The 26,984-nt window shown below is 64.8% G+C and carries 27 protein-coding genes; 12 read left to right on the forward strand and 15 right to left on the reverse strand.

Annotated features, from left to right (window positions below; translation table 11 throughout):
• Positions 1-59: 59 nt before the first annotated feature.
• From VMR39_RS10795 to VMR39_RS10810, 4 genes are all read right to left on the reverse strand, one after another.
• On the reverse strand, positions 60-977 hold the full coding sequence (locus tag VMR39_RS10795) for a YihY/virulence factor BrkB family protein (protein WP_325415975.1): 918 nt from the start codon (positions 975-977) through the stop codon (positions 60-62).
• Between the two features lie 141 nt (positions 978-1,118).
• Complete coding sequence (locus VMR39_RS10800; RefSeq protein WP_325415976.1) at positions 1,119-1,796, reverse strand: murein L,D-transpeptidase catalytic domain family protein; 678 nt, start codon at positions 1,794-1,796, stop codon at positions 1,119-1,121.
• A 52-nt stretch (positions 1,797-1,848) separates the two neighbouring features.
• Positions 1,849-2,163: a hypothetical protein gene (locus VMR39_RS10805; protein WP_325415977.1), complete on the reverse strand. Its 315-nt coding sequence runs from the start codon at positions 2,161-2,163 to the stop codon at positions 1,849-1,851.
• A gap of 9 nt (positions 2,164-2,172) precedes the next feature.
• On the reverse strand, positions 2,173-3,636 hold the full coding sequence (locus VMR39_RS10810; RefSeq protein ID WP_325415978.1) for a L,D-transpeptidase family protein: 1,464 nt from the start codon (positions 3,634-3,636) through the stop codon (positions 2,173-2,175).
• 57 nt (positions 3,637-3,693) lie between these two features.
• On the opposite strand from VMR39_RS10810, the gene VMR39_RS10815 reads away from it, so the two are divergent.
• On the forward strand, positions 3,694-4,587 hold the full coding sequence (locus VMR39_RS10815; RefSeq protein ID WP_325415979.1) for a histone deacetylase: 894 nt from the start codon (positions 3,694-3,696) through the stop codon (positions 4,585-4,587).
• Here VMR39_RS10815 and VMR39_RS10820 read toward each other — a convergent pair.
• The 8 genes from VMR39_RS10820 to hisB form a co-directional block, all read right to left on the reverse strand.
• On the reverse strand, positions 4,584-5,159 hold the full coding sequence (locus tag VMR39_RS10820; protein WP_325415980.1) for a hypothetical protein: 576 nt from the start codon (positions 5,157-5,159) through the stop codon (positions 4,584-4,586). The genes VMR39_RS10815 and VMR39_RS10820 overlap by 4 nt on opposite strands.
• 70 nt (positions 5,160-5,229) lie before the next feature.
• Positions 5,230-5,550 carry a phosphoribosyl-ATP diphosphatase gene (locus VMR39_RS10825; protein WP_325415981.1) on the reverse strand — a complete coding sequence of 107 codons (321 nt, stop codon included), beginning with the start codon at positions 5,548-5,550 and terminating at the stop codon, positions 5,230-5,232.
• Between the two features lie 36 nt (positions 5,551-5,586).
• Positions 5,587-5,877, reverse strand: a complete 291-nt coding sequence (locus tag VMR39_RS10830) for a PEP-CTERM sorting domain-containing protein (RefSeq protein ID WP_325415982.1) — start codon at positions 5,875-5,877, stop codon at positions 5,587-5,589.
• A 160-nt stretch (positions 5,878-6,037) separates the two neighbouring features.
• Positions 6,038-6,802: an imidazole glycerol phosphate synthase subunit HisF gene (gene hisF / locus VMR39_RS10835; RefSeq protein ID WP_325415983.1), complete on the reverse strand. Its 765-nt coding sequence runs from the start codon at positions 6,800-6,802 to the stop codon at positions 6,038-6,040.
• 110 nt (positions 6,803-6,912) lie between these two features.
• Positions 6,913-7,650: a 1-(5-phosphoribosyl)-5-[(5-phosphoribosylamino)methylideneamino]imidazole-4-carboxamide isomerase gene (gene hisA, locus VMR39_RS10840; RefSeq protein WP_325415984.1), complete on the reverse strand. Its 738-nt coding sequence runs from the start codon at positions 7,648-7,650 to the stop codon at positions 6,913-6,915.
• 28 nt (positions 7,651-7,678) lie between these two features.
• Positions 7,679-8,290 (reverse strand): imidazole glycerol phosphate synthase subunit HisH, encoded by a 612-nt coding sequence (hisH, locus tag VMR39_RS10845; RefSeq protein ID WP_325415985.1) that lies wholly within the window; start codon positions 8,288-8,290, stop codon positions 7,679-7,681.
• On the reverse strand, positions 8,287-8,574 hold the full coding sequence (locus VMR39_RS10850) for a YciI family protein (RefSeq protein WP_325415986.1): 288 nt from the start codon (positions 8,572-8,574) through the stop codon (positions 8,287-8,289). The genes hisH and VMR39_RS10850 overlap by 4 nt, the downstream gene beginning before the upstream one ends.
• Positions 8,575-8,595: 21 nt before the next feature.
• Positions 8,596-9,183: an imidazoleglycerol-phosphate dehydratase HisB gene (gene hisB / locus VMR39_RS10855; protein ID WP_325415987.1), complete on the reverse strand. Its 588-nt coding sequence runs from the start codon at positions 9,181-9,183 to the stop codon at positions 8,596-8,598.
• A 98-nt stretch (positions 9,184-9,281) separates the two neighbouring features.
• On the opposite strand from hisB, the gene VMR39_RS10860 reads away from it, so the two are divergent.
• Entirely contained in the window at positions 9,282-9,758 is a 477-nt protein-coding gene (locus VMR39_RS10860; protein WP_325415988.1) for an SspB family protein, read from the forward strand.
• A gap of 102 nt (positions 9,759-9,860) precedes the next feature.
• Here VMR39_RS10860 and VMR39_RS10865 read toward each other — a convergent pair whose 3' ends face one another.
• Positions 9,861-12,302: a TonB-dependent receptor gene (locus tag VMR39_RS10865; protein WP_325415989.1), complete on the reverse strand. Its 2,442-nt coding sequence runs from the start codon at positions 12,300-12,302 to the stop codon at positions 9,861-9,863.
• A 337-nt stretch (positions 12,303-12,639) separates the two neighbouring features.
• Between VMR39_RS10865 and VMR39_RS10870 the strand changes: the two genes are divergently transcribed.
• The 10 genes from VMR39_RS10870 to qhpE all read left to right on the forward strand — a co-directional run bounded on the left by VMR39_RS10870 (position 12,640) and on the right by qhpE (position 25,155).
• Positions 12,640-14,124 carry an agmatinase family protein gene (locus VMR39_RS10870; protein WP_325415990.1) on the forward strand — a complete coding sequence of 495 codons (1,485 nt, stop codon included), beginning with the start codon at positions 12,640-12,642 and terminating at the stop codon, positions 14,122-14,124.
• Positions 14,124-15,470: an agmatinase family protein gene (locus tag VMR39_RS10875; RefSeq protein ID WP_325415991.1), complete on the forward strand. Its 1,347-nt coding sequence runs from the start codon at positions 14,124-14,126 to the stop codon at positions 15,468-15,470. Before VMR39_RS10870 ends, VMR39_RS10875 begins: the two co-directional genes overlap by 1 nt.
• A gap of 16 nt (positions 15,471-15,486) precedes the next feature.
• The gene (locus VMR39_RS10880) at positions 15,487-16,959 is read left to right on the forward strand and encodes an agmatinase family protein (RefSeq protein ID WP_325415992.1); all 1,473 of its coding nucleotides are present in this window, start codon (positions 15,487-15,489) and stop codon (positions 16,957-16,959) included.
• 131 nt (positions 16,960-17,090) lie between these two features.
• On the forward strand, positions 17,091-18,818 hold the full coding sequence (gene peaA / locus VMR39_RS10885; protein ID WP_325415993.1) for a quinohemoprotein amine dehydrogenase subunit alpha: 1,728 nt from the start codon (positions 17,091-17,093) through the stop codon (positions 18,816-18,818).
• The gene (peaB, locus tag VMR39_RS10890; protein ID WP_325415994.1) at positions 18,815-20,266 is read left to right on the forward strand and encodes a quinohemoprotein amine dehydrogenase maturation protein; all 1,452 of its coding nucleotides are present in this window, start codon (positions 18,815-18,817) and stop codon (positions 20,264-20,266) included. The genes peaA and peaB overlap by 4 nt, the downstream gene beginning before the upstream one ends.
• Complete coding sequence (gene qhpC, locus VMR39_RS10895) at positions 20,263-20,625, forward strand: quinohemoprotein amine dehydrogenase subunit gamma (RefSeq protein WP_325415995.1); 363 nt, start codon at positions 20,263-20,265, stop codon at positions 20,623-20,625. The genes peaB and qhpC overlap by 4 nt, the downstream gene beginning before the upstream one ends.
• An 8-nt stretch (positions 20,626-20,633) precedes the next feature.
• Positions 20,634-21,725: a hypothetical protein gene (locus tag VMR39_RS10900; protein ID WP_325415996.1), complete on the forward strand. Its 1,092-nt coding sequence runs from the start codon at positions 20,634-20,636 to the stop codon at positions 21,723-21,725.
• 28 nt (positions 21,726-21,753) lie between these two features.
• Positions 21,754-22,746: a hypothetical protein gene (locus VMR39_RS10905; RefSeq protein WP_325415997.1), complete on the forward strand. Its 993-nt coding sequence runs from the start codon at positions 21,754-21,756 to the stop codon at positions 22,744-22,746.
• Positions 22,743-24,446 carry an ABC transporter ATP-binding protein gene (locus VMR39_RS10910; protein ID WP_325415998.1) on the forward strand — a complete coding sequence of 568 codons (1,704 nt, stop codon included), beginning with the start codon at positions 22,743-22,745 and terminating at the stop codon, positions 24,444-24,446. Before VMR39_RS10905 ends, VMR39_RS10910 begins: the two co-directional genes overlap by 4 nt.
• Positions 24,439-25,155: a subtilisin-like serine protease QhpE gene (qhpE, locus tag VMR39_RS10915; RefSeq protein ID WP_325415999.1), complete on the forward strand. Its 717-nt coding sequence runs from the start codon at positions 24,439-24,441 to the stop codon at positions 25,153-25,155. The genes VMR39_RS10910 and qhpE overlap by 8 nt, the downstream gene beginning before the upstream one ends.
• On the opposite strand, the gene VMR39_RS10920 is transcribed toward qhpE, so the two are convergent.
• Both VMR39_RS10920 and VMR39_RS10925 read right to left on the reverse strand, forming a co-directional pair.
• The gene (locus VMR39_RS10920; protein ID WP_325416000.1) at positions 25,089-26,087 is read right to left on the reverse strand and encodes a HupE/UreJ family protein; all 999 of its coding nucleotides are present in this window, start codon (positions 26,085-26,087) and stop codon (positions 25,089-25,091) included. The two genes, qhpE and VMR39_RS10920, sit on opposite strands and share 67 nt — an antisense overlap.
• Positions 26,074-26,901, reverse strand: coding sequence for a peptidylprolyl isomerase (locus VMR39_RS10925; RefSeq protein ID WP_325416001.1), 828 nt, complete (start codon positions 26,899-26,901; stop codon positions 26,074-26,076). The genes VMR39_RS10920 and VMR39_RS10925 overlap by 14 nt, the downstream gene beginning before the upstream one ends.
• Positions 26,902-26,984 lie beyond the last annotated feature (83 nt).

The raw sequence follows: 26,984 nt of genomic DNA on the forward strand, positions 1-26,984 counted from the left end.
ACTGACCGGAGCCAGCGAAGGAGGGCGCTTTAGCGTGGCATGACGGGGAGGGCAAGCGCTTATGCCGCTTTTTGCATCGGCTCCGCGACCTGGGTGTCGGCGCTGGTCTGGCGCTCTGCCTCCGCGTTGATCTGCGCGCCCAGCAGCACGACATAGGCGGATACGAACAGCCAGAGTTGCAGGACGACCACAGCGCCCAGCGACCCGTAGGTTTCGTTATAGTTGCCGAAACGCGAGACGTAGAAGGACACGCCCAGCGTCACCAGCAGCCAGAAGAGCGTCGCCGTCACCGACCCGACCGTCAGCCATTGCCACTGCGCCTTGCGCCGGTGGGGTCCGAACCGATAGATCAGCGCAAAGATGGCGCTCGCGAGCAGGCCCGCGCTGACCCATGTCGTCGCCTTGATCGCGAAGATCACGCCCGGACCCCAGCCGGTCAGCAGTTTCTGGACGAGGCCGATGATGGTCGCGGTGACGACTCCCGCCACGACGACCAGCACAGCTGAAAAGGTGATCCCCAGCGATACGCGATAGAGGGCGATGATGCCGCGCGCTTCCTTCGACGCATACACGATGTTGAGGGCTTCCATGATCGCCGTCGCCGCGCGCGTCGCGCCATAGACGGCGAGGGCGAGTGCCACGACCAGGCCAAGCCCGGTGGTGCCCTTGGCGGCGGAGACGACGCCGATCAACTGGTCGTTGATGAGCGTGGCGGCGTCATTCGGCACGACGGTGATGATTGCGGCCATGTGCCGCTGCACCAGAGCAGGATCGCCGATAAGGCCATAGGTCAGGACGACGGCTGCGAGCAGCGGTGCGATGGAGAGGAAGGCATAATAAGCTACGCCGGCCGACAATAGGCCCAGATGATTGCCCGACATGGCCGCGTAGACGCGCTTCAATATCTCCCACCAGGCGCGGGGGGGTATCTTCCACGGCGCATCGACATGTACCTGCTGCGCGACGGTTGCGGTCATCATTTTCCCCTGCTGTTGAAGGGGCAAGCGCATGAGGAGGGAGGGGGTTCCCTGCAAAGGCCGGCCGTCATCGCAGGGAATGGATAAAAGGCCAGGGATCGCAGGGGGATGGCGGTCTCCCCGCCACTGCCCAATTCGCGATCAGCCTTTGCCAATCTTGTCCGCGTAGAGCATCCGGCCGGGTCCGAGCAGGCCCAGCACCTGCGGCACGATATGCGGGGCGACGGCGAAACAGCCTTCGGAGCGGCCGCACTTGCCCCAGGCGGCGACATGATCCTCGGTCACATAATCGGCGCCGTGGATGACGATCGCGCGCGATTCGGCATTGTTGTTCTGCGCGTCGAGGCCGATGAGCCGCATCGACCGGCCATGCTGGCCGAAATACATGTCGCCCGTCTTGAACGCGCCCTGGCTGCTGGCGAGTGAGTTGAAATCATTGGAAAAGCTGTGCAGCCAGCCGGAATGGCCGGGATCGGAGCCGCGACCGTGCGACACCAGATAGCTGCTGCTCTGTCCGCCGATCAGGTCGACGACATGCATCCTCGCTTCCTTTGACGGCGCGTCGAAATCGACGATCGCCACCCGGTCGCGAAGAGTGAAATGATGGGCATGATCATCCAGTGCAGCCTTGGCTCGCTCCAGCAACGCGGCATAGGGTTTTTGCGGAACAGGCCGCGGCGTCGCGGGAACCGGAGCGCGGCTTGCGGGTTGAAAGCCCGAGGCTCCTGTCGCAGGCAGCGCAGCCCGACCCATGCTGTCGGACAGAAACGAAAAGGCGAGTCCGCTCAAAGCGAACTTCGTGAAATTACGGCGATCCATCAGCCCCATATAGCAAAGTCGGCGCCCCGATTGAAGACCGGGGCGCGCGGTCTCATTGGCCGGTCTTGTTCGCTCCGTCCGCAGGCAGGCTCTGTTCGCCGCCTTCAGGCAGGCGCGAAGTCATACCGGTGGCTTCGGCATCATCCTGAATCTGCTGCTGTTCCGACACCGTAGGCGGCGGCGCGGCTGGAGTCGCGACGGCATTGTTCTGCGGTTCGGGCAGCGGGGCTTCGGGTTCCTCGACGATGACGTTTTCGACTGGCGGCTCGACCAGATTGTTGGTCGCGGCCGGTGCTTCATCTTCCTTCTTGCCGCAGGCAGAAAGGGCGAGCGCGCCGGCGAGGGCGATCAGGGCAAATTTGCGCATGGGGCGATGTCAGTCCTTCGATGCGAGGGTGGAAGAGGGTGCAGTGGTCGGGTCGAGCCGGCGGCTCGACGCCTCGATCTTCTGCGCCAGCAGCTTGTCCCAGCCATAGGGATCGGCGCGGAAGCTGACCGTGCCGTTATTGCTGGCGAAGGCGGTCCAGTAGAGCAGGTAGACCGCGACCTGACTGGGTAGCGACACGCGCTGGGTCTTGCCCTCGTCGATCAGCGTCTGGATCTGGCCGTTGAGGTTCGGGTCGGCGGCGACCATCTGCTCTGCCAGCGATACCGGCTTTTCAAGGCGAATGCAGCCATGGCTGGCCAGCCGGTCATAGCTGGAGAATTTCCCGCGCGACGGCGTGTCGTGCAGATAGACGGCAAAAGGATTGTTGAAGTCGAACTTCAACCGGCCCAGCGCGCTGCCGGGGCCGGCCGGCTGAACGATGCGTTCGCCGCCTTCGGGCGTCTTGACGATCTTGTACCCTTGGCGGATCAGCGTCGCGCGTCCCTTGGGAAACAATTCCCGCCTGGCGATCGACATGGGCACGTTCCATGGCGGGTTGACCACGATCGAATGGATGCTGGACGACAGCATCGGCGTCGCATTGTCCGGGCTGCCGGTGACGGCGCGCATCGAACTGACCGGCTGGTCGCCTTCGAACACGGTCAGCACGGCGGCGGCGATGTTCACCTGCACACGGTTGACCGGCAGGCTGCGCGGCATCCAGCGCCAGCGCTCCATATTCGCCATGATCGCCGCGATCCTGTCGTCCACGCTGACGTTCAGCGCGGTCAGGGTGCGGGCGCCGAGCTGGCCGGTGGGTTCCAGGCCATAGCGGCGCTGTGCGCGCTGGATCACATCGACGAGATTTTCGTCGGGCGTGACGGCGGAGTCTTCCAGCGCGATGCGCTTGCGCACGGTATCGGGCGCCGAAGTTGCGGTCAGGGTCGGCCAGCCGCCCTTGTCGCGAATCGCCTCATATTTGGTGAGGCCCTTGCGCAGTGTTTCATAGCCGGCCCATGGCGGGGTCAGGCCAGTAGCCCATTGCTGGAGGTGGCCTTCGGCGACGGCCTTGGCGAGGCCGGGGCGCGGATCGACGGCGGCGGGGCGCAGTGCCCAGATGTCGAGGAAGTCGGCGGTATCGACCCGACCGGTGCCGAGCGCCTTCGCCCGATCGAGCAGCGCGCTGACGAGCGCGGGGCCGCTTAGCGGGCCGCTGGCCTTCTGCCGGGCCATCAGGCCCTGCGCCGCGCCGGTCTTCAGCCAGTCATTCGCCCAGGCTTCCTGCGCCGGGGACAGGGCCGGGATCGGCACGGGCGGCGGCGGTGCGGGGATCGGCTGGACCATGCCCGGTGCGGGCAAGGTCGGCACGACTGCGGGTGGCGGGGTCTGCGCCGCAGCCGGGGCCAAAGCGGGAACGGTGCCAAGGCCGGTGAGCGCCAGCAGCGAAAAACGGATCAAATCGGGACGGTTCATGCTGGACCAGATAGCGCAAAGCCGCCATCGTTCAAATCGCGATAGCGGGAAAAGATCATGCTGCACGTTGTTCACCATCCCGCCTATGTCTCTCCTGCAACACCCGGCAGCCATTTGCGTTTCGACAAATATGGTTTGGTGATGGAAGCGCTGCACGAATCGGCCGTTCCCTATGTGGCCCATGCGCCACAGCCCATGCCGCGCGAGTGGATCGCGATGGTTCATGACCCCGCCTATGTGGACGAGGTGCTGACCCTGTCGGTGCCGCCAGACAAGGAACGGCGCATCGGCTTTCCAGTGACGGAGCGGGTCATGCGCCGGTCGATGTTGTCGCCGGGTGGCACATGGATGGCGGCGAAGCTGGCGCAGGTTCTTGGCTATGCCGCCAATGCAGCGGGCGGCAGCCATCATGCGCTGGCCGATACCGGCGCGGGCTATTGCGTGTTCAACGACCTCGCCATCGCGGCGAACCGGCTGATCGCAGAAGGCGATGCGGCGCGAATCCTGATCCTCGACCTCGACGTGCATCAGGGCGACGGCACCGCGTCATTGCTGGCGGGGCGACCGGAGATTTTCACCCTGTCGATCCATGCGGAAAAGAATTTTCCGGTGCGCAAGGCGCGATCGACGCTCGATATCGGGCTGGAAGATGGCACTGGCGATTCGGCCTATCTGGCCATATTGGCGGACACCCTGCCGCGCGTGCTGGATGATTTTGCGCCGGACCTGATCCTCTACCAGGCCGGGGTCGATCCCCATGGCGAGGATCGGCTGGGCCGGCTGGCGCTGAGCGATGCCGGGCTGGATGCCCGCGATCGCTATGTGATGCGCCAGGCGCGCGGGCGGGGACTGCCTGTCGCCAGCACCATGGGCGGGGGCTATGGCACGGACCGCATGGCGGTGGCGCACCGCCACGCCGCCTGCATGATTCGGATGGCAGAGGAAATTTAGTGCAGCGTGCCGTCAGTTGCGGGAGCTTGCACCTTCCCCTCCATCAGCTTCGCCGCGATCAGGCCCGCCGCGGCCAGCGCCACGAAATCGCTGAAGGCGAGGTAGAGGATATAGCCCCAGGGTGCATGGTTGAACACGGCCTGCCCGACATGCAGCCACAGCACCGCTGCCAGTGCGAAGAGGATCGTCACCCGCACCCGGCTTGCAAAATCGGCAAGGGCAAAGCGCAGCGCCAGTGCGATCAGTACGCCTACGACAAGCGACAGGATGAGGCCGCCGATCAGGCTGGCGCCGTCCATCACCGGGAAGCCGCTGCTATTGTAGAAGACCTGCGCCACGGGGCCGCGACCGTAGAGGATGGTGCCCTGTGCGGTGGCAGGATCGGGGATGACGTAGACGCCGGTGCCGGTCGGGGTGAGTGCCTGCGCCATCGCCGCCTGGAGATTGGCGCTCGCCTGTTCGTCGGCGCGGCTCAGCGCCAGCGCGCTCAAGGGCGTGCCCCAGAAAATGAAGCTGGTGATGAACATGGCAAGGCCGCCCAGCAGGCCGCCGATCAGAGAACGAACCATCATGCCTCCCCCTTTTCCAATGCGAAGCTGACGCATCAACGCGGGGCGGGCAACATCTTTCCCGGCGGGGATGTCAGTCCCTGGGGCGCGACGCCTTTTCGGCGATGCCGGACATGCCTTCGCGCCGGTCCAGTTCGTCCAGTACCGCGTCGAACGGAATGTCGAGATCGGCCAGCAACATCATGAGATGGAAGATCAGGTCGGCGCTTTCGCCGATTGCGCCGTCGCGGTCGTCCGCCATGGCGGCGATGACGGCCTCGACCGCTTCCTCGCCGACCTTCTGGGCAATCTTGGCGCGGCCTTTGACGGCCAGCCTGGCGACATAGGAAGCTGAAGGATCGGCGCTCCGCCGCTGGCGGATGGTCTGTTCGAGAGTCTGAAGGGTCGCGCGCATGCAGCGCATCAAGCGCCGTGCGCGCGACCCGTCAAATCATTTCTGCTTACGGCGTGCGTAGAGCACGCGGCCGGCCAGCACCGCAGCGCCCATGCCGAACAGCGCCATTTGTTCCGGCTCGGGCACCTTCGTCGGATCGCCACCCGAAGAACCACCGCCCGAAGAACCCGTATCGCCACCACTGCTGCCGGTGTCGCCGCCGCTGCTGCTGGAGGAGCCACCGCACTTGCCGAACCAGCACCACCAGGTCGCCTGGGCAGGCGCAGGAACGGCAGCGCCCATCAGGCCAGCAGCGCCGGCGGCGAGAAGCATCTTGGTCAATTTCATCACATTACCCCGTTTGCGTCGAACCCATGATCGGTTGAACGCGACCCGTCCTTGGTTAAGCAGGGTTCGTGCCAGAGGTCATGAAATGTCGGATTTCAGACAAAATTGATGGTTAACAGCCGAGCCGGGCTTATGGTTGATGTAAAGTAAATCGACGTTCTCAGCGGGCGCGGACGGGTACCCCCGCCGCCGCGAGCGCGCGATGCGCCTGCGCGATCGTGTGCTGGCCGAAATGGAAGATGGAGGCGGCCAGCACCGCGCTCGCATGACCTTCCACCACACCCTCGACCAGATGGTCGAGTGTGCCGACGCCGCCGCTCGCGATCACCGGGATCGATACGGCGTCCGCGATCGTGCGGGTGAGGGCGAGGTCATAGCCCTGCTTGGTTCCATCTCCATCCATCGATGTGACGAGCAATTCGCCTGCACCCAATTCGGCGAGACGCAGCGCATGGTCCAGCGCGTCGATGCCGGTCGGCTTGCGGCCGCCATGGGTGAAGATTTCCCATTTTCCCTCGCCGACACGGCGGGCGTCGACCGACCCGACGATGCACTGGCTGCCGAATCGGTCGGCGATGTCGGCGACCAGCTCGGGCCGCGCGACCGCCGCGCTGTTAACCGCCACCTTGTCCGCGCCCGCCAGCAGCAATGCGCGCGCGTCCTCGGCGCTGCGCACGCCACCGCCTACGGTCACGGGCATGAAGCAGACCTCGGCGGTGCGGCGCACGACGTCGAGGATTGTACCGCGTGCCTCATGCGTGGCCGTAATGTCGAGGAAGCAGAGTTCATCCGCCCCGGCCGCGTCATACAGCTTGGCCTGCTCGACCGGGTCGCCGGCATCCTTCAGATCGACGAAATTGACGCCCTTGACCACGCGGCCATTGGCAACGTCGAGGCAGGGAATGACGCGGGTGCGGACGGTCATGGGACTGAGTTTCCAATTTCCGTTCGCTTCGAGCGAAGTCTAGAAGCGGTTAGGGTGGTTCTTCCCGTTTCTCGACACGCTCGAAACGAACGGTGGTTGTGATATTGCGTTTACGCTGCGGCCTGCGCCACCGCCAGCGCGGTCTTGAGGTCGAGGCGGCCGTCATAGAGGGCGCGGCCTGTGATGACGCCCTCGATCCCGTCATCGGCGTGGAGGCTGAGGATGCGGATGTCCGCGATTCCCGCCACGCCGCCGCTGGCGATCACCGGAATGTCGGTGGCGCGGGCGAGGTCGACCGTCGCGTCGACATTGCAGCCCTTGAGCAGGCCGTCGCGGCCGACATCGGTAAAGAGCAGGCTGGCGACGCCCGCATCCTCGAACCGGCGGGCCAGGTCGATCACCGGCATGTCGCTCTTTTCCGCCCAGCCGTCGGTTGCGACGAAGCCGTCACGCGCATCGACCGCAACGACGATGCCGCCGGGAAAGTCGCGCGCTGCCGCCTTGACGAAAGTGGGATCTTTCAGCGCCGCCGTGCCGATGACGATGCGCGATACGCCCAGGTCGAACCAGCGCTCGACCGATTCCCGGTTGCGAATACCGCCGCCCAGTTGGACATGGCCGGGGAAGGTCTCGACGATCTTCTCTACCGCTTCGGCATTGACCGCATGGCCGGCAAAACTGCCGTCGAGGTCGACGACATGGAGATGCTGCGCGCCCGCTTCGGCGAAGAGCAGGGCCTGCGCGGCGGGATTGTCGCCATAGACGGTGGCGCGGTCCATGTCGCCCTCTGCAAGGCGGACGACCTGCCCCCCTTTCAGGTCGATGGCGGGGAAGACGATCAGGGACATGGGCTTAACCTTTGCGCGAGCGGGGCCGTTATGGCCGCCAGTCGAGAAAACGGGACAGGAAGGACAAGCCATAGCGCTGGCTCTTTTCCGGGTGGAACTGACAGCCGATGATGGTGTCGCGCGCGACTGCGGCGACCAGCGGCCCGCCATGATCGGTCGTCGCGGCGACATGCGCCGGATCGGCGACCTCATAATGATAGCTGTGCAGGAAATAGGCCTCGCCCGCCTCGATCAGGGGCGGCGTGCCGTTCAGCACGACATCGTTCCAGCCCATGTGCGGCACTTTGGTTGCGGCGTCGGCCGGCTCGATCAGCCGCACTGTGCCGGGAATCCAGCCCAGTCCTTCATGCCGGCCGAATTCCTCACCCGCATCGGCAAGCAACTGCATGCCGACGCACACGCCCAGAAACGGCGTTCCGCGCTCGTTCACGGCCTCGTTCATGGCGTCCACCATGCCGGGAATCGCCACCAGCGCATCGCGACAGGCGCGGAAGGCGCCTACGCCCGGCAGCACGATGCGGTCGGCTTGTCGCACGACATCGGCATCGGCGGTTATGACGACAGTGTCCGCGCCCGCCTTGCGCAGGGCGTTATGCACCGAATGGAGATTGCCCGCGCCATAGTCGATCAGGGCGATCATGGCAGCAGCGTCTCCAGATTGACGCTGGCGGCGCGCGCGGGATGGAACTCGATCAGTTCGAAGGAGGCGGCGTCATTGACCACGAAGGGATCGGTCGCCGCTTTCGCCGCGATTTCCGCCTTGTCGCCGCGCGCAATCAGGATGCCACCGGTCCGCGGTTCGCGCCGGCCCGCCAGCAGCAGCCAGCCGTCCTCGATGCCACGATCCAGCCATGCCCGATGATCCGCCAGAAGGCCGTCCAGCACCTCGATGGGCGCCGTATAGGTCAACGAGATGATGAACATGGAACCGGCCTTTCCCTGCTTCTAGAGCATGCCCTTGGTCGAGGGGATGGAATCGGCCTTGCGCGGGTCGATCTCCACCGCCTGGCGCAGCGCGCGGGCAAGCCCCTTGAACGCGCTCTCGACGATATGATGGTTGTTGCTGCCATAGAGCAGCTCGATATGCAGCGTGATGCCGGCGGCCTGGGCGAAGCTGTGGAAGAAATGCTCCACCATCTCCGTATCCCACTCACCGATCTTGGTGACGGTGAACGGCAGCTTGCATACCAGCCAGGGACGGCCAGAAATGTCGAGCGCGACACGGCTCAGCGTTTCGTCCATCGGCGAATAGACGCTGCCGTAGCGGCTGATGCCGCGCTTGTCGCCCAGCGCCTTGGCCACCGCTTCGCCGATCGCGATCGCGGTGTCCTCGGTGGTGTGATGTTGGTCGACATGCAGGTCGCCGACCGTCTTCACGTCCATGTCGATGAGCGAATGGCGCGACAGCTGTTCGATCATATGATCGAAGAAACCGATGCCGGTCGACACCGTATAGAGGCCCGTGCCGTCGAGGTTGACGGTGACGTCGATATGGGTTTCCGCCGTGTTGCGGTGAATCTCGGCCGTGCGCATGGCCGCCCTATAGCGCTTCGCGCCAAGCTTGCAATCTGGTCGTGCAATCTGTCTCGACGGGCTTGACCCTCGGTTTCGTGCCGCTAGGACATTGGGCCATGAGTGCCGATCTGCCTGATAGCCTGATTCCCTATGACGAAATCGTGCAGGAGGCCCTGCGCGCGGTCGTTGGCCGGGTGCTGGGCGAAGTGCAGCAGACCGGCGGCCTGCCGGGCGCGCATCATTTCTACATTACTTTCAAGACGCAGGCGCCGGGCGTCGACATCCCCAAGAATCTGGCGGAGCGCTTCCCGGACGAGATGACCATCGTCCTCCAGAACAAATTCTGGGATCTGAAGGTCAGCGGCACCCATTTCGAGGTCAGCCTGACCTTCAATCAGGTCGCCGCGCATCTTTATATCCCGTTCAGCGCGATCACCGCCTTCGTCGATCCCGCCGTCAACTTCGCACTCCAGTTCCAGGTCCAGGCGGACGAGGAACCCGAGCCGCATGAAGAAGCAGAGAATGACGTGCCGCAGGTGAAGACCGAGGACGGCTCCAACGTCGTGACGGTGGATTTCGGCAAAAAGAAATAAGCGGCACTTGCAGGGCGTCAGTCGACGCCCTGCAAGTGCCATATGAGAAAAAAGGGCGCCCCTCTTTACGGAAGGGCGCCCTTTTTCATGTCCGAGGAAGGATCAGAACTTTATCCGCCCTTCGACGCCGATGGTCCGGGGCTGAGCGATGGAGCGGGCATAGCCGCGATAGATGATGCCATCGTTGATCTGGCCATAGCGGGTCAGGTCGTTGCTGACGCCGGTGATCGCATATTTGTCGAAGATGTTGTTTGCGAACAGGCTGAGTTCCCAGACGTCCGTGCTGTAGGTCGCCGATGCGCGGTGCATCACATAGGAGGGCAGAAGCTCGCCGCCGCCGCGTGCGCCCGGACGGGTGAGGATGCCGCCGGTATAGGTGGACGTCCAGTTCAGGCGCAGGTCGTTCTCGCCCATCTTCATGGTGTAGATGGCCGAGATCGCGCCCGAATTCTTGGCCGAACCGGGCAGGCGGTCGCCCGAGAAGAGGTCGGCGCTGCCGTCCGCCGTCGACAGCAGGCCCGGCACGTCCTCGGTCAGCTTCGCATCCAGATAGGAATAGTTGCCGCGAACGGTGAACTGGTCGGTGACGCGGGCATTGAAGCTGAAATCGACGCCCTTCGACTTGGCCTTGCCACCATTGGCGGTGATGCCGATCGCGCCGTTCACGGTCTGGCTGGCGAGCTGAATGCCGTCCCACTTCACCTGGAAGACCGAGATGCTGGTGGACAGGCGGCGATCAAACAGCTGTGCGCGGACGCCCAGTTCCAGATTCTTCACCTTGTCCGGGCCGAAGGTCAGTTCCTCGGGCAGGGCGCAAAGATTCTGGCCGGGCGGCAGCGGCTGGATGCAGGGCACCACCCGGTTCACGCCGCCGATGCGATAGCCCTTGCTGTAGGTCGCATAAGCCATCAGGTCGGGCGTGAAGTTGAACGACGTGTTGAATTTCCATACGAAGCCGTCATCGCCGGCCTGGCCGCTGCGAACGCGCGAGGGATCGATGGTCAGGCTGGGATAGGGCATGCGGCGACGGCCCGATCGGGTCATCGGCGTATCCGAACCGCCGGTGATCGAGGTGTCATAGCGGAAATAGCGACCACCCGCCGTGATCTGCCACTGTTCGATCGGCTTGAAGGTCAGTTCGCCGAACACCGCCTGTTCCTCGGTCTTCGACCGGGTGAAGGACACATATTCGGCGCCATCGGGACGGACCAGGCCATCGTAGAAACCGCCATAGATGTCGCTGCCTTCGGGCGAGGCGGCGAACTCGGCGAAGCCGGGCAGCGTCTCGACGCTGTTCGACTTGAACTTCATGCTGTTGTAGAAGCCGCCTACGACCCAGCTGAACGGCCCGCCATGGGTCGAAACCAGCCGGATTTCCTGATTGAACTGGGTGCGGCTGTTGATGCCCGTCGTAAAGCCTGCAAAGGCCGGGAACAGTTCATAATCATAGTCGAGGTCTAGCAACAGGTCGGTGACGTCGCCGACCGTATCATTCTTCGTCTTGGTATAGGCCGACGACCAGATCGCCTGGAATACGTCGCCCAGTTGCGCTTCCATTTCCAGGCTGACGAGGTGCGACTTGCGGGTCGACGGTTCGGCATAGCGCCAGGGCGCCTCATATTTGCCTTCGCCCACAACACCCGCGCCTGTTGCCTGGCGGCCCCCGGTCTTCGTCTTCTGATAGGCGTAGGTCAGATAGGCATTGAAGTCCGGGACCGAAATGCCGAGCTGGTTGCGGGTGGTGAAGGTCTTTTCGAAATTCAGATCCTTCCGGCTGGCGAAATTCGCATCCTGATCCGCCTGGCTCCCCAGTGGATTGTCCACGCCGCCCGGCTGGGCGATCGACACGCCTGGTGTCTTCACCAGGAACGGATAGTCGATGAAGCCGGGATCGTAATAATAGCCGGTGGCGGTGCGGAACGCCATCACATCCTTGATGATCGGGATGTTGAGCGTCGCGTCACCGACATAGCCGACGCCGCTTGAATGGGCGACGTCATAGGCACGGCCATGCACCTCACCGCTGAACTGCGTCGGATCGGGCCGGTTGGGGATGTAGCGGATCGCGCCCGCCAGCGTACCCAGACCATAGAGCGTGCCCTGCGGCCCCAGCAGTGTTTCGACCCGTTCGATATCGATGAACTTGAAGTCCAGATAGAGCGGGATTTCACCCAGATAGGTGCCGATGGCATTGTCGTAGTTGGCGCCCGACGCGCCGCTGTCGTCGGCCGACAGGCCGCGCATGACGATGGTCGCGGCGCCGCGTGGGCCGGTGTCGGTGACGGTGATGCCGGGTGTGAAGGCACCCAGATCGCGCACGTCGTCCAGCCGCTCGGCTGCCAGTTCGGCTGCCCCGATCGCCGAAATGTTGATCGGCGTTTCCATCAGCGTGGTGCTGCGCCGCGTGCCGGTGACGACGATCACGTCGCTTTCCGCCTCGGCCGCCGCAGCGGCGGTCTGCGCAATGGCGGGCGTGGCGATGGCCGCGCCCGATATGATCGTCGCCGATAGCAGCCCCAATTTCAGTCTTGCGCGATACGACATGGTGTTCCCCTTGTTCCAATGTCTTTCCAGCCACGATCCCCTCCCGGATCGACCGCTCCACCTTGTCCGGCGGCAACGACACTGCGGGGCGGCATGGACTGTCGCCTCTCGGTTTCTGGCTTGGGGTGGGAGGCTATGGAGCGTGCAGGGGGGCAAACATGGGGCATTTGACGTAGCTTGTCCGTCTCTCCCGATATGGGCGGGTTCTACGTCAAATGCCCCATTGGGACGGCGTGCTGCGGGCGCTTACCCATGGCGCGATCGGCGGGATTTCCTGCCTTTTTCCTGTGCCTGCGCCCAGATTGCTCAATGGTGGGCGGCGGGCTGGAGACCAAGCATGCCGTCAATGACCGCCATTACCGGATGGAGCATGGCCGGGATCGCCGCGATCGGCGCGGCTGTCGCGGGCGATCTGCCCTACCGGCTGCCCGATCGCAACGCCGCGACGCCCGCCACCCAGACGCCGCTGGAAGACGATATGGGACGGCCCAAGCAGCTGGAACTGCCCAGGGATGTCGAAACGAAGCTGGAGGGGATCGACAAGGCGAAGGTCGATTTCCTGAAGAGTGGCGTCACCGGCCGCTATGTCGAGAAGGACGCGCTGTTCGAGCGTATCCGCAAGGGCACGGCAGAAGAGATTAGCGCCTATATCGACGCGATGCAGGCGCTGCATGCGCAGGTCGAGTTCAAGGCCGGGCGCGACCCGGCTTCGATCCCGCTTGACACAAGGTCGCCCTGGTTCAACGCCTGGAAGGTCCGCCGCTCGGCCGCGCTCGACCCGAAACGCGATGCCGGGCCGGTCGAACTCAGCCGTTATATCGGGGGCTGGGGCGGGGGTTTCGCGACCTTCGCCGGCGCGCCGGTGGCGATGACGCCGGCGGATCTGAAGGCAGGCAAGGTCGACGTCGCCATCGTCGGCGCGCCGCTGGACATGGGATCGGGCTGGCGCAACGCCATAGACGGGCCGCGCGCGCTGCGCATGACCGGTGGCGCGGCCGGCAATGACATGTATTCGATGATCAACCCCAATACCGCGCTCAAGATCGTGGACTATGGCGACATCGCCATCGACCAGAACAGCACCGAGCGGAGCGTCGACCATGTCCGCGAGATGGTGGGGGAAATTGCGAAGACCGGGGCGATCCCGATCGTCATCGGCGGCGACCATAGCCTGGAATATCCCAATGTCGCGGCGGCGGCGGACGTGCATGGCAAGGGCAATGTCAGCGTCATCCACTTCGACAGCCATTATGACATCGGGCGCGGTCGCGTGCATCTGCTCGACCATGGCCAGCCGGTCTATCGGGTCATCAGCGAAGGCCATGTGCGCGGCAGCGACTATATCCAGGTCGGCCTGCGGGCGCGCGGCCCCGACCTCGAAACCTTCGGCTGGATGCGCAACAAGGGAATGCGCTACCACACCATGGTCGAGGTCGAGAAATGGGGCTGGGACAAAGTGATGGCCCGCGCACTCCAGGAAGCGCGGCAGAACAGCAAAAAGCTCTGGATCAGCTTCGACGTCGACGTCCTCGATCCCGCCTTCATGCCCGGCACCGGCACCCCGGTCCCCGGGGGCCTGACGATGCGGGAAGCCCAGCCGATCATGCGCAACCTTTGCGCCCAGAATGACATTGCCGGCATCGATATCGTCGAAGTCGCGCCCTATCTCGACACCAGCTACAAGACCGCGCTCAACAGCAATTTCCTGCTGAACGCCTGCCTCGCTGGCATAGCCATGCGCAAGAAGGGCCTGAAGCCCGGCTATCTCAACCCTGTCTCGGTCGATCATGGCTTGGACGCCTATCATGGGAAGAAGAACTGATGGCACGCTCCACCTTGCTGGCGCGTAGCGCCGCCGCCTGTCTTGCCCTCGCGATCCTGTCCGGCCCGGCGCTGGCGCAAGGCGATCCGCTCTCTGGCTTGTCGCCAGAGAAGCAGGCCTTCCTGTCCGATCCTGCGATGCTGGAGCGGTTCGGCCTGACGCCGGAGAAATTGCAGACCGCGCTCAATGGCCGATCTGCCGCGGACGTCGATGCCTATGCGACCGCGCTGATGGCAGTGGTGGAGGACAGCAAGTACAAGGCCGGGCGCGATCCGGCGGAAATCGCGCTCAATCCGCAGGCGCGCGGCTGGAACGCGGGCACGACGCTGCGCCCCAAGATGTTCGACAAGCTGAAGCGCGACGACGGCCCGTTCAGCCTGAAACGCTATATGTATCAGAAGAGCGGCGTGCCGACCTTTGCCGACGCGCCGGTCGCCATCCGCAAGGAGGATCTGGTCGCGGGCAAGGTAGAGGTGGCCTTTGTCGGCGTGCCGCTCGACTTCTCGTCGGGCTGGCGTGACGCGAAACATGCGCCGATGGCGCTGCGTGGCATGGATGGCCTGGTCGGCGCGGACGCCGATGGCGGGATCGATCCGGGGCTGGTCCTGTCGATCGCCGACTATGGCGACCTCGCCCCGGATTATATGGCGCCCGATCGCGGCCTCGACCATATTCGCGCGATGATCGCCGAAATGGCGAGCGTCGGCACCGTGCCCTTCATCGTCGGGGGCGATCACACGATCATGTTCCCCGATGTCGCCGCGATGGTCGACACCTATGGCGCGGGGAAGGTCGCGCTGGTCCAGTTCGACGCCCATGCCGATGCCGAACTGAACGGCGATCACATGATTTCCGACAACCAGACGCTGACCCGACTGCTGGAGCAGAATCTGCTGCGTGGCAGCGATGTGACCCTGGTCGGCCTGCATGGCCGCGATGCCGGTCCCGCGACGAAAAAGCGCCTGACCGATGCGGGCGCGAAGATTGTGCCCACCGCCGCCATTCAGGAAAAGGGCTGGCAGTCGGTCATGAGCGACATCCTGTCGGGCCTGAAGAAGGGGCCGGAGAACGTCTTCGTCTCCTTTGACATGAGCGTGCTCGATCCGGGCGATGCACCGGCATCGGGCCGCCCGGTTCCCGGCGGCCTGTCGATGCGCGAAGCCATCCCGATGGTGCGGCAGATCTGCGCCCAGACCAGGGTCGTCGGCTTCGACCTGCTCGACACCGCGCCGATCCTCGACCCGACCTATGTCAGCCGGATGAGCGCCAATTACATCCTGCACGCCTGCCTCAGCGGCATCGCGATGCGCAAGACGGGTACGCCGCTCAGAACCGCCAAGCGCTAACAGGAGAGACAGCGCCATGCCTTCGATCAACGCGATAACCGGGTGGAGCATGGCGGCGGCCGCGGCGGCCGCTTCGGTTGTGGCGGGCACGGGTTTCGATACGCCCAACCCGCCGCCGCCCTTGCCGCGGGAAGACATCATGGGCGAACCCAAGCCCATCGAAATCCCGGCCGATGTCATGGCGAAACTGGACGGCATCGCGCCGGAAAAGGTCGCGCTCATCAGGGAAGGGCGCACCGGCCGCTATGTCGAGAAGGATGTTCTGTTCGATCGCATCCTTACCCTGCCGGCGGCGGAACTGGCGGCCTATATCGACGCCGTCGCCGCGCTCCATGCGCAAGTTGAGTATCAGGAGGGAAGGGACGCCAGGACCATCCCGCTCGATACCCGTTCCGCCTGGTTCAACGCGTGGAAGGCGAAGCGCCCGCTCGTAATGGACCCGAAACGCGAGTCAGGACCGATGGACCTTGGCCGCTATATCGGTGGACGTCGCGGCGGTTTCGCCACCTTCGCCGGTGCGCCGGTGGCGATGACGCCCGAAGACCTGAAGGCCGGCAAGGTCGACGTCGCCATCGTCGGCGCGCCGCTGGACATGGGATCGGGCTGGCGCAACGCAATCGACGGGCCGCGCGCTCTGCGCATGACCGGCGGGGCGGGCGGCAACGACATGTATGCGATGATCAACCCCGGCTCCGCACTGGAGATCGTCGATTATGGCGACATCGCCATCGACCAGAACAGCACCGAACGATCGGTCGCCCACGTCCGCGAAATGGTGCGTGAAATCGCGCAGACCGGGGCGATCCCGATCGTCATCGGCGGCGACCACAGCCTGGAATATCCCAATGTCGCGGCGGCGGCGGACGTGCATGGCAAGGGCAATGTCAGCGTCGTCCATTTCGACAGCCATTATGATGTCGGCCGCAACGGCGTCCACTGGATCACCCACGGATCGCCCGTCTATCGCGTCCTGCATGAAGGCCATGTGCGCCCGCAGGATTATATCCAGGTCGGGCTGCGCGCGCGTGGTCCCGACCTCGAAACCTTCGGCTGGATGCGCAACAAGGGGATGCGCTACCACACCATGGTCGAGGTCGAGAAACATGGCTGGGACAAGGTGATGGAACGCGCCATCGCCGAAGCGCGACAGAATGCCAAAAAGCTGTGGATCAGCTTCGACGTCGACGTGCTCGATCCCGCATTCATGCCCGGCACCGGCACGCCTGTTCCCGGCGGCCTCACCATGCGGGAAGCCCAGCCGATCATGCGGCGGCTCTGCGCCGAAAATGACATTGCCGGCATCGATATCGTCGAGGTCGCGCCCTATCTCGACACCAGTTATAAGACCGCGCTCAACAGCAATTATCTGCTGAACGCCTGCCTGACCGGCATCGCCATGCGCAAGAAGGGGCTGCCGCCGCGCTATTGGAGTCCGGTGTCATCCGACCATGGCCAGGACGATTATTACGGCGAAAAGAAAAAATCCTGACGACCGTCAAGATTCTCATGGCGGATTGCCATGGGGCCATACGTCATTTGGGCAATGGCGCCGAACGAGCGCCTGCCTAGCTTCGACATGTGCCCAGGGCAAATGGCCGGGCGCCAAGGGGGACATATAGGGTGAAGCGGCTTCCCGTCTCGAAATTGTGCCTGTTGGCGCTGTTTTCCGCGTCGGTCGTGTTCGCGCAGGCGGACAGCGGCCCTGATGGCGCGACGATGAAGGAGACGGAGGCCGGCATCCCTGTCGCCGACCCGCTGGTCAAGGAGAAGTGCGGCAGCTGCCACACCGGCGACGACAAGGGCAATCTGTCGCGCATCAGCTGGGTTCGCACCACGCCGGAAGGCTGGGCGCAGGCGATCAAGCGGATGGTGCGCCTGAACGGCCTCGACATCTCGCCGGAGGAAAGCCGTGCGATCGTGAAATCGCTGTCCTCCTCGCACGGACTTGCACCCGAAGAGGCGAAGACGGTCATGTATCTGCCCGAAAAGCGGATCATCGACGAGACGATCATTCCCAATGAAACGATGCGTGGTGCCTGCGCCTCCTGCCACAGCTATGCGCAGCCCATGTCCTGGCGCCGGTCGAAGCTGGAATGGAAGACGCTTCAGGATCTGCACGTCGCCCTCTATTCGCAGGCCGACGCCCAATATCGCCGTCCGGCCGAAGATACCGAACAGCCCGCCGGCCGCGATCCCAAGGACAAGCTGACGCGCGGCGAATTTGCGCTGGGCTATCTGCCCAAGGTGGCGGGTCTCCACACGCCCGAATGGGCCGCCTGGAGCGCCCGCCAGCGCAATCCGCGTCTCGCCGGCGAATGGCTGGTGGTCGCATCGGTGCCGGGCAAGGGCAGGTTCGTCGGCGAGCTGACCGTCGCGCCGGGCAAGGCCGCCGACGAATTCACCACCAGCACGGCGCTGCGTTCGCTGGCTGACGGCGGCACGATCAGCCGGAGCGGCACCGGCATCGTCTATGCCGGCTATAGCTGGCGCGGATCGTCCACGGGCGCGGCCGCAGCCAAGCCTGACGATTTCGGCAGCGCCGCGCGCGAGACGATGTGGTTCGCACCCGACCAGCAGAGCGCTCAGGGCCGCTGGTTCTGGGGCGACTATCAGGAATTCGGCTATGACGTGAAGCTGGTCCGCGCCACCGCCGCGCCCGCGATCCTGGCGGTGACGCCGGGGCCGGTGAAGGTGGGGACGAAGGGCGTGCAACTGCGCATCTTCGGTCACAATCTGCCCGCCGCGCCCAACGTCGCAGACATCGATCTGGGCGCTGGCGTGACGGTGACGAAGATCGTGTCGGCCAGCCCGAAGGAACTGGTGGTGATGGCCGACGTGGCGGCGGGGGCTGCCTCCGGCCAGCGCGATGTCGCCCTTGCCGGCGCGGTGCTGGAACAGGCTTTCCCGGTCTTCCACAAGATCGATTATATCAAGGCGACGCCCGAAACCGCGCTGTCGCGCCTTGGCGGTGTCAAATTCCCCAAGGGCTATCAGCAGTTCGAGGCTATCGGCTACGAAAACGGCCTCGACGGCAAGCCGAACACGCCCGACGACATCGCCGTGGGTCCGGTCGAAGCGGACTGGGCGATGCAGGAGTTCATGTCGGTCTATTATGACGACGACACCAAATATGTGGGTGCGCTCAGCCCCACCGCCTTCTTCACGCCGGCGGAGGAAGGGCCGAACCCGGCCCGTCGCTTTGGCCGCAACAATTATGGCGAAGTCTGGGTCGTCGCGACCGCGAAGAAGGAAAAGGACAAGTTCGGCAAGCCGCTGAGCGCCCGGTCCTACATGGTCGTGACCGTCCCTGCCTATCAGAAATGGGATCAGCCGGAGGTGTCGCGATGACTGTGATGCAGGCGCCGCCCGCCTATGCCCGCGCGGAATATCATGGCTTTCAGGCGGGCGGCAGCGAATTCGTCTATCTGGTGAGCGCTGGCGCGATCTTCGAGATCGACGAAGATGTACAGGCGGTGCTGTCCCGGCTCGACGGGCAGCAACTGACCCATGCCGCACTGGTTTGCGAACTGGCGGAGGATGGCCGCGACCCGGCCGAGGCCGAAGCGCTGGTGCGCGAACTGCGCGCCGCGCGCCTGATCCAGCTGGGCGTCACTGCGCCGGTCGCGCCGCAGGCCCCGCCCGCCGATTTTCCGCTTCAGGCGCTGGTGCTGAACGTCACCAACCAATGCAACCTTGCCTGCACCTACTGCTACGAGTTCGGCGCGGACAAGATCGCGACGCCGGCGGGCAAGCCCAAATATATGACGCTGGAAACCGCCATAGCGTCGATCGACCTGCTGATCGCCGAAGCGGTCGGGCGCAAGTCGGTGCATATCACCTTCTTCGGCGGCGAAACGCTGATGAACTTCCGCCTACTGCGCGATGTGGTGGACTATGCCAACGAAGCGACGGCGATGGCGGGGAAGGGCATCACCTACAGCCTCACCACCAATGCGACGCTGCTGACGCCGGAAATCGTGACTTTCCTGTCCGACAACCGGATCGGCGTCACCGTCTCCATGGACGGCCCTCCGGAGGTGCAGGACAAGCATCGCGTCTACAAGAATGGCAAGGGCAGCTATGCGGTGATCGAGCCGCGCCTGCGCACGCTGATCGCCCATCACAAGACCCGCGCCGTCACCGCCCGCGTGACGCTGACCGAAGGTGTCACCGATGTCGTGCGTATCTTCCGCCACCTGAAGGACGACCTCGGCTTCCACGAAGTCGGCTTCGCGCCCGTCACCACCGGCGAGGAGCGGGCCTATTCGCTGGATGCCAACGGCATGGACAGCGTGCTGGCCCAGTTCACCGCGCTGGCCGAAGAATGGCTGGACTATGCGTTGCGTGGGCAGGTCCATGGTTTCACCAATGTCAGCGAGACGATCAGCGAGCTGATCTCCGGCGTCAACAAGTCGCATCCCTGCGGCGCGGGCCTCGGCCTGATGGGGGTCAGCCCGTCGGGCGATCTGTCGCCCTGCCATCGCTTCACCGACGCCGACACCCACGTGATGGGCCATGTGTCGAGCGGCATCGATCGCACGAAGCAAAGCGAGTTCCTGACCAAGGGCCATGTCGAGGCGAAATATGACTGCCAGAGCTGCTGGGCGCGGCCGCTCTGCGCGGGCGGATGCCATCATGAAGCCTTCGTCCGCTATGGCGATACCGGCCATGCGAACCTCCATTATTGCGACTGGATCCGGCAATGGACCGACACCTGCCTGCGCATCTACGGCGAGCTGGCGGTGAAGAATCCCGGCTTCCTCGAACGCTTCGCTGAACGAAAGGGCCTGTCATGAAGCATCTTCGTGCCATCAATAAAAAGGCGCAGGCGATCGACGAAGCGGTGACGCAGATCGAGGCGGTCGCGGCAAGCGCGCCCGCGGACATGGAGGAGGATGTCGTCGCCCTCCAGCAGCAACCGCGCCCCCATGTGCCGATGGGCTGCACCCTTTCTTTCTCGCCCGGCTGGGAAGTCGATGCGGGCGGCGGCACGGCGGGCCTGTGCCAGCCGGTCGAGCGCGACATCTACGACTGCTATGTGACCTGCTTCTGGCCGGTGCAGGTGCCCGACCATGTCAACTATTCGCCCGACTGGGCCAGCAACTGCGCCACGGCCACCAAGGACTGGCGCAACCTCGACCTCGTTTTTCCGTGAGGCGCGCCATGCCGATATTCCGCACCTTCATCGCCGCTGGACTGGCCGCGCTGGTCGCCTTGCCCGCAACCGCTTCCACCCTGTTCATGGGCAGCTATCCCGACGAGTTGCTGATCTTCGACGAAGGCAAGGCGGCTGTCACCGGGAAGCTGAAGCTCGACACCGGCCTGCCGACATCGATGATCCTGTCCGACGACGGCAAGCGCATCTATGTGACCACCATCACCACTAGCGGGATCGAGGTGATCGACACCGCGACGCGCAAGATTACGGCCAAGTTCAGCCTGAACGACGGCACGACCCGCTATCGCTTCTGGGGCGGAGCGGCGGACCCGACCGGCCGCTATTTCTACACGATGCTGACGAAGTTCGACAAAGGCCTGGACCGCTACACGGTCGGGAAGCCGAGCTGGGCCGTCATCGACCTGAAAATGCAGAAAGTGATCCGCGCGGTCGAACTGGACAAGGAGGATGAGCGGTCCGGCGGCGGCTGGCGCGCGGCCTATAAGGTGTCGCCCGACGGCAAGTTCCTCTATGCCTTCGGCGAGAAGGTGCTCATACTCGACACCGCGACGCTGAAAGTCGTCGACCGCATCGACCTGGCCAAGCCCGAAGGCACCGGCCTTGAAAATGTCGGTTTTGGCGGCGCGATCGACAATATCCGGACGCCAGGCCAGTTCGTGTCGCTGTTCAACGCCGCCGACCCCTATATCCACAACAAGATGTTCGGGCTGGCTCGCTTCGACCTCAACAGTCGCCAGTTCGACTTCACGCCGATCGGCCCCGCGCCCGACAATATGGCCGGGTTGCAGATGACCCCGGACGGGAAGCAGGCCTATACCGTCGTCACCAATGGTAAGCTGGGCAACAAGCGCTGCGAATTCTGGCACATGGACATGACCAGCAATGCGGTGGTCGACAAGGCGGAGTTTCCGTGCCGTTCCCGATTCCGTTTCGGCATGTCGATGGATGGGGCCAAACTCTACATCTACGGCGCAAGCTACGACATCGAAGTCTATGACGCAAAGACGCTGAAGCTGGAAACGACCTGGGATCTGGGCAACGACACCACCGGCGCCGGCATGGTCGCGGTGGAATGAGGCGCCACTCTACCTCTGGGGGGCGTAAATGACGTCCATCGCCATCCGGGGGAGCGGTATAGCCGCCAGCGGATGCGCGCATATATTGGCTGGCGCTGGCCTTCGGGTCGCAATCGAGGAACGTCGCCGCCCGTCCGTGCCGACGATCATGCTGAGCGACCCGGCCCTTGGCCTGATCCGTGGCGTGTTCGATCGGCCGGACCTTTTTTCCGCCTATCCCCGCGTGAAGCGGCGCGTGGTCGCGTGGGGCGGGTCGCCGGTGATCGTGCCCCATGGTGCGGCGTTGGCGTCGGAGGATCAGGTGCAGACGGCGCTCGCCGTGCCGGCGGGCGCAACTGCCGGGCCTGCCGGTTTCACCATACACACGGCATCGCCTGTGCCACTGGGCGAGATGCGCGTCTTTGGCGATCGCAACGCGGTGGCGGTGCGGGTGAAGTTGCGCGATCCAGCCTTGGCGGACGAAGCACGGATCGAGGCGGTGGCAGGTGGCTGGCTCTATCTGGTTCCGGCGGGGACCGGGGAGGGCTGGCTGCTGGGTGTGGGGGGCACGATCGCGGCGCTGCTGGGGCAGAGCGCGCTGGTCGCGCCGGTCGTGGATGCCGTGGGGGCGGCATCCACGACCTTCTGCGCCTCGCCTCGCCTGCACCTGCCGCTGCATGGCGCCGACTGGCTCGCCTGCGGTACGGCAGCGCTTGGCTTCGATCCGATCTGCGGCGATGGCACTGCGCAATCGGTGCGGGAGGCGATCCTTGCGGCGGCGGTCGTCATCGCCATGGCGGAAGGCGGCGACCGGGCGGCGCTGCTCACCCATTATCAGTCGATGCTGATCGCGGCGATGCGCCGGCATCTCCTCCTCTGCGCGCAATTCTACGCCAATGGCGGAACTGGCGACTGGTGGCGCGCCCAACATGAGGCGCTGATGGACGGGCATCACTGGTGTACCGCGCTGCTCGCGAAACTGCCCGAGCCGCGCTTCCTGCTCGATGGCTTCCGGCTGATGCCACGGCAGGCGGCGGCATGACCGCGCAGACGCCGCCGCCCGTCGCCGACTGGCGCACTTACCGTCGGCTTGCGCCCTTCCTCAAACCCTATCGCGGCGCGTTGCTGGTCGTGCTGGCGATCAGCCTGCTTTCGACCGCGCTCGGCCTCGCGCAACCCTATCTTTCCAAACTGATGATCGACCAGGCGCTGCTGAAGCGCGACATGGGGGCGCTCATCGAAATCGCCGCGATCATGATCGCCGTCACCATCGCGGGCTTCGCCGTCAACATCCTCGCCAGCTATCGCTACGTCGCGCTGTCGGCCGCGATGCTCTACGATATTCGCGCGGCGCTGCTGCGGCATCTCCAGACGTTGTCGCCGCGCTTCTATGGCAGTTTTCGTCTGGGCGACCTCGTCTCCCGCATGAACAGCGACGTCAGCGACGTGCAGCGGATCGCGTCCGACACCTTGCTCTCCGTGGTGAGCAACCTGCTCTTCTTCTTCGGCTGCGTCGCGATGATGCTCTGGCTCGACTGGCGGCTTTTTCTGGTGAGCGTCGTCCTTGTCCCGGCCAGCCTCGCGACCTTCTCCTACTATCAGCGCCGCCTGACCGCGCTGACCCGCGACATGCGGGAACGAGGGGCGGATCTTGGCAGCCTGCTGGTCGACACGGTGATGGGTATGCGTGTGATCGCATCCCTGCGCGCGGGCGAGCATGAGGTCGCGCGCTTCAAGGCGAAGAATGACGCCTTCATCGGCGCGATGCTGAAGATGCAGGTGGCCTCCTTCATGACCGGGGCGCTGCCCGGCACGCTGATGACGGCAGCGACATCGGCGGTGATCCTCTATGGCGGCTGGCGCATCATCGACGGCGGCATGAGCATCGGCACGCTGGTCGCCTTCATGACCTATCATATGCGGCTGCTCTCGCCGATCCAGACGCTGATGGGGCTGACGTCCGGCCTCGCATCGGCGCGGGTGTCGCTCGGCCGGATTTTCGAACTTTTCGACACCAAAGCCGACATAGTCGAGCGCCCCAATGCACTCCCGATGACGCGCGCCGGGGAGTTGCGGTTTGATCATGTGGCGATGCGATATGATCGCGACGCCGTGCTGCGCGACATCGACCTGACCATCCCCGCCGGCAGCCTCTGCGCCATCCTTGGCCCCAGCGGCGCGGGCAAGTCGACCATGGCCGACCTGATGGTGCGCTATCTCGATCCTGACAGCGGCCGCATTCTGGTCGACGGCCGCGAGCTGCGCGACTGCCGGCTGGACGATCTGCGCCGTGAGATCATCCTCGTCGATCAGGCGCCCTATCTGTTCAACGACACGATCGCCGCCAATATCGGCTTCGCCCTGACCGATGTGCGCCGCGAAGAGATCGAGGCGGCCGCCCATGCCGCCGGGCTGGACGGTTTCATCGCCAGATTACCCAATGGTTATGAAACGCGCGCGGGCGAGCGCGGTGCGGCCTTGTCCGCCGGTGAGCGGCAGCGGATCGTGCTGGCGCGCGCGCTGCTGCGGAAACCGGGCATATTGATCCTCGACGAACCGACCTCCGCGCTGGATGGCGAGACGGAGCAGCTGGTCGCCGGCCGCCTCCGCGCCGCGCTGCCCGATGCGACGATCATCGTCATCACGCATAAGCCGGCGCTGGCCGACATGGCCGATCATGTGATCCGGCTGGAAGAAGGGCGCGCGACCATGAACGGGCGGGTCGACCTCGTTCATGCCTGACCCGATCCGCATCGCCATCATCGACAGCGGCGTCCATCCCGACCATCCCCATATCGACGCCGCACGGCTGCTGCCGGGCATGGCGATCGCGCCGGATGGCAGCGTCAGCGAAGGCGACGCGCTCGACCGGCTCGGTCATGGCACCGCCGTCACCGCAGCGATCCAGGATCAGGCGGCGGAGGCGCTCTGTCTGCCGATTCGCGTCTTTCACGGATCGCTGCGAACGACGGCGCGCGCGCTGGAGAGCGCCATCGACCGGGCGATCGCCGCGCAGGTCGACCTGATCAACCTCAGCCTCGGTACGATGAACCCGGCGCATTACGACCTGTTCGTGGCGGCGGCCGGCCGTGCGCTGGCGGCGGGCGTGGCTATCGTCGCGGCAAGGGAAGCGGAGGGGACGCCCTGCTATCCCGGCAGCCTGCCGCAGGTGATCGGGGTTTCGCTGGACTGGGATTGCCCGCGCGACCGCTATGAAGTGCGGGACGGCGTCCTCCACGCCTCCGGTCATCCCCGGTCGATTCCCGGCGTACCGCAGCGGCGCAACCTTCATGGCGTCAGTTTCGCCGTCGCCAATATGAGTGGCCTGTTGGCGCGGGGCGGGCGAGGGGAAATCGCCCGCTTTCTGGATCATGCCCGGATTACTCAGGCGATCCCGAACCCCGCGACCCGCTCGACCATCCAAAAGCAGCCGATCGCGCCTACCGCATAGAGTGCCGCCGCCCGCGCCGGCGTGGCCAGCGACAGCGCGCGCAGCCCTGCCAGCAGCACCATGATCGCACCGACGAACAACAATTGCCCGGCTTCGACGCCGATGTTGAAGAAGACCAGCGCCGGCAGCTTCTCGCCCGCCTGCACGCCCAGCTCGCCCAGCGCCGTCGCAAAGCCCAGGCCATGGAGCAGGCCGAAGAGCGAGACCACGATCAACTGCCTATTGAAGGCAAAACCCTGTTCGCCTTTCCCAACCAGCAGCGCCTCGCGCGCCATGAAAGCGATAGACAGGGCGATGGCTGCCTCGACCGGCGGCACCGGGACGCGCACCAGTTCGAAAAAGGCGACTGCGAGCGAAATCGAATGCCCCGCCGTGAAGGCGCTGACCAGCCAGAGCAGTTCGCGCCCCCGTGCCAGCAGCGCAAGGCACAGGACGAAGGCGAGGTGATCCCAGCCCAGCCAGATATGCAGCACGCCCTGCTGGAAAAATTCCGGTGCGATCATGCCAATCGGCCGCACCGTGGCCGCCGTTTCGCCGATCGGCACGGATATGCCCTTCGCGTCGCCGGTCAGACTGCGATCGACCTGCGCACCCATGACATTGGAAACGAAGTGGCCGCCATCGGCCTTCCATGGCGTCTGGATCATGTCGCCGGCGGCAAGAGGCCGGTCGCAGGTCAGTTCATAGGCATATTGCGCACGGCCGCCGCTAGTCTGCCGGCTCATGCGCGTCTGGCGGCAGCCTTCGGGCAGCAGCAGAGGGGCGGGCTGGCCCACGGCTTCCGGCACGGCGGCGGTGAACTCATATATGTTCGGATCTTCGCCGCGCGTCAGGGCGAAATCGGCGGACAGGAAGATGTCGGCCATCGCGCTGCCCGGCAACAGCGTGCCGAGGGCAAGCAGCAACAGGGCAACCGGTCTATTCTTCCACATCGAACTTCTCCTTGAGGCCCGCCAGCGCCTGGCCGATGGCCGCATTACTGTGGGCGATCATATAATCCTGCCGCACCTGGTCACGGATCGCGGGGAAGGGGATCATGGCCGAAGCGATGCTCTCGCTCTTCTTCACGAAATGCCAGCCGCGCGGGGACTGGACCGGGCCGATCCAGCGCCCCTGCGGCGCGGTCCTGAGCGTGTCAACGAAGGGCTGGCCGAAAATGCCGCGCACCATCGAATCGCCATAGCGGGGAAAGTCGCGGCCCAGCCAGAAATCCTCCCCGTCGATCGTCTGCCCGGCGTTGAGTTGCGCCACCAGCAGCGCGGCGTCGGCGGGCTTTTCCTGCCGGAAAATCTGGGTGAAGCTGGTGCGCGGTTCGGCCCGATAGAGGCTCAGATGCTCCGAATAATAGTCGACCAGTTGCTCCTCGCCCGGTTCGGGCGGGGCGCCGGCGATCAGGTAGCGGACCTTGTCGACCAGCCGCTTGCGCGTCTCGCCATCGGTCAGATGCATGTTGCGATTGATCGCCTCGCGAAACAGCAGTTCCTCGGCGATATAATCGGCCTTCAGCCTCGCGCGGTCGGTCGCCGTTGGCTTGCGCCCGGTCAGCGTCTGGAAATCGGCGACCTGCGCCTGCTCGATCTCCGGCGTGAAGACGACCGGCGGCTTTTCCAGCCGCTGGACGATCTGATAGCCGCCGAACAGGGCGAGTCCGGCCAGTGAAAAGGCGAAGAGCGGATCGCGCGCGATCCGGCCTGCCACGGTGCGCGCACCGATGCGCCGCCGCTCCGTCCATGCCGCCGATCCCATGATTTTCGCCCCGCTCGCCATGGCCCGACATTAGGGGGAAGCGGTATGCCGGAGCCTACGTCAAATGACGCATACGGCGGTTT

Origin of the sequence: Sphingobium sp., from assembly GCF_035511395.1 — a bacterium.
Classification (GTDB): domain Bacteria; phylum Pseudomonadota; class Alphaproteobacteria; order Sphingomonadales; family Sphingomonadaceae; genus Sphingobium.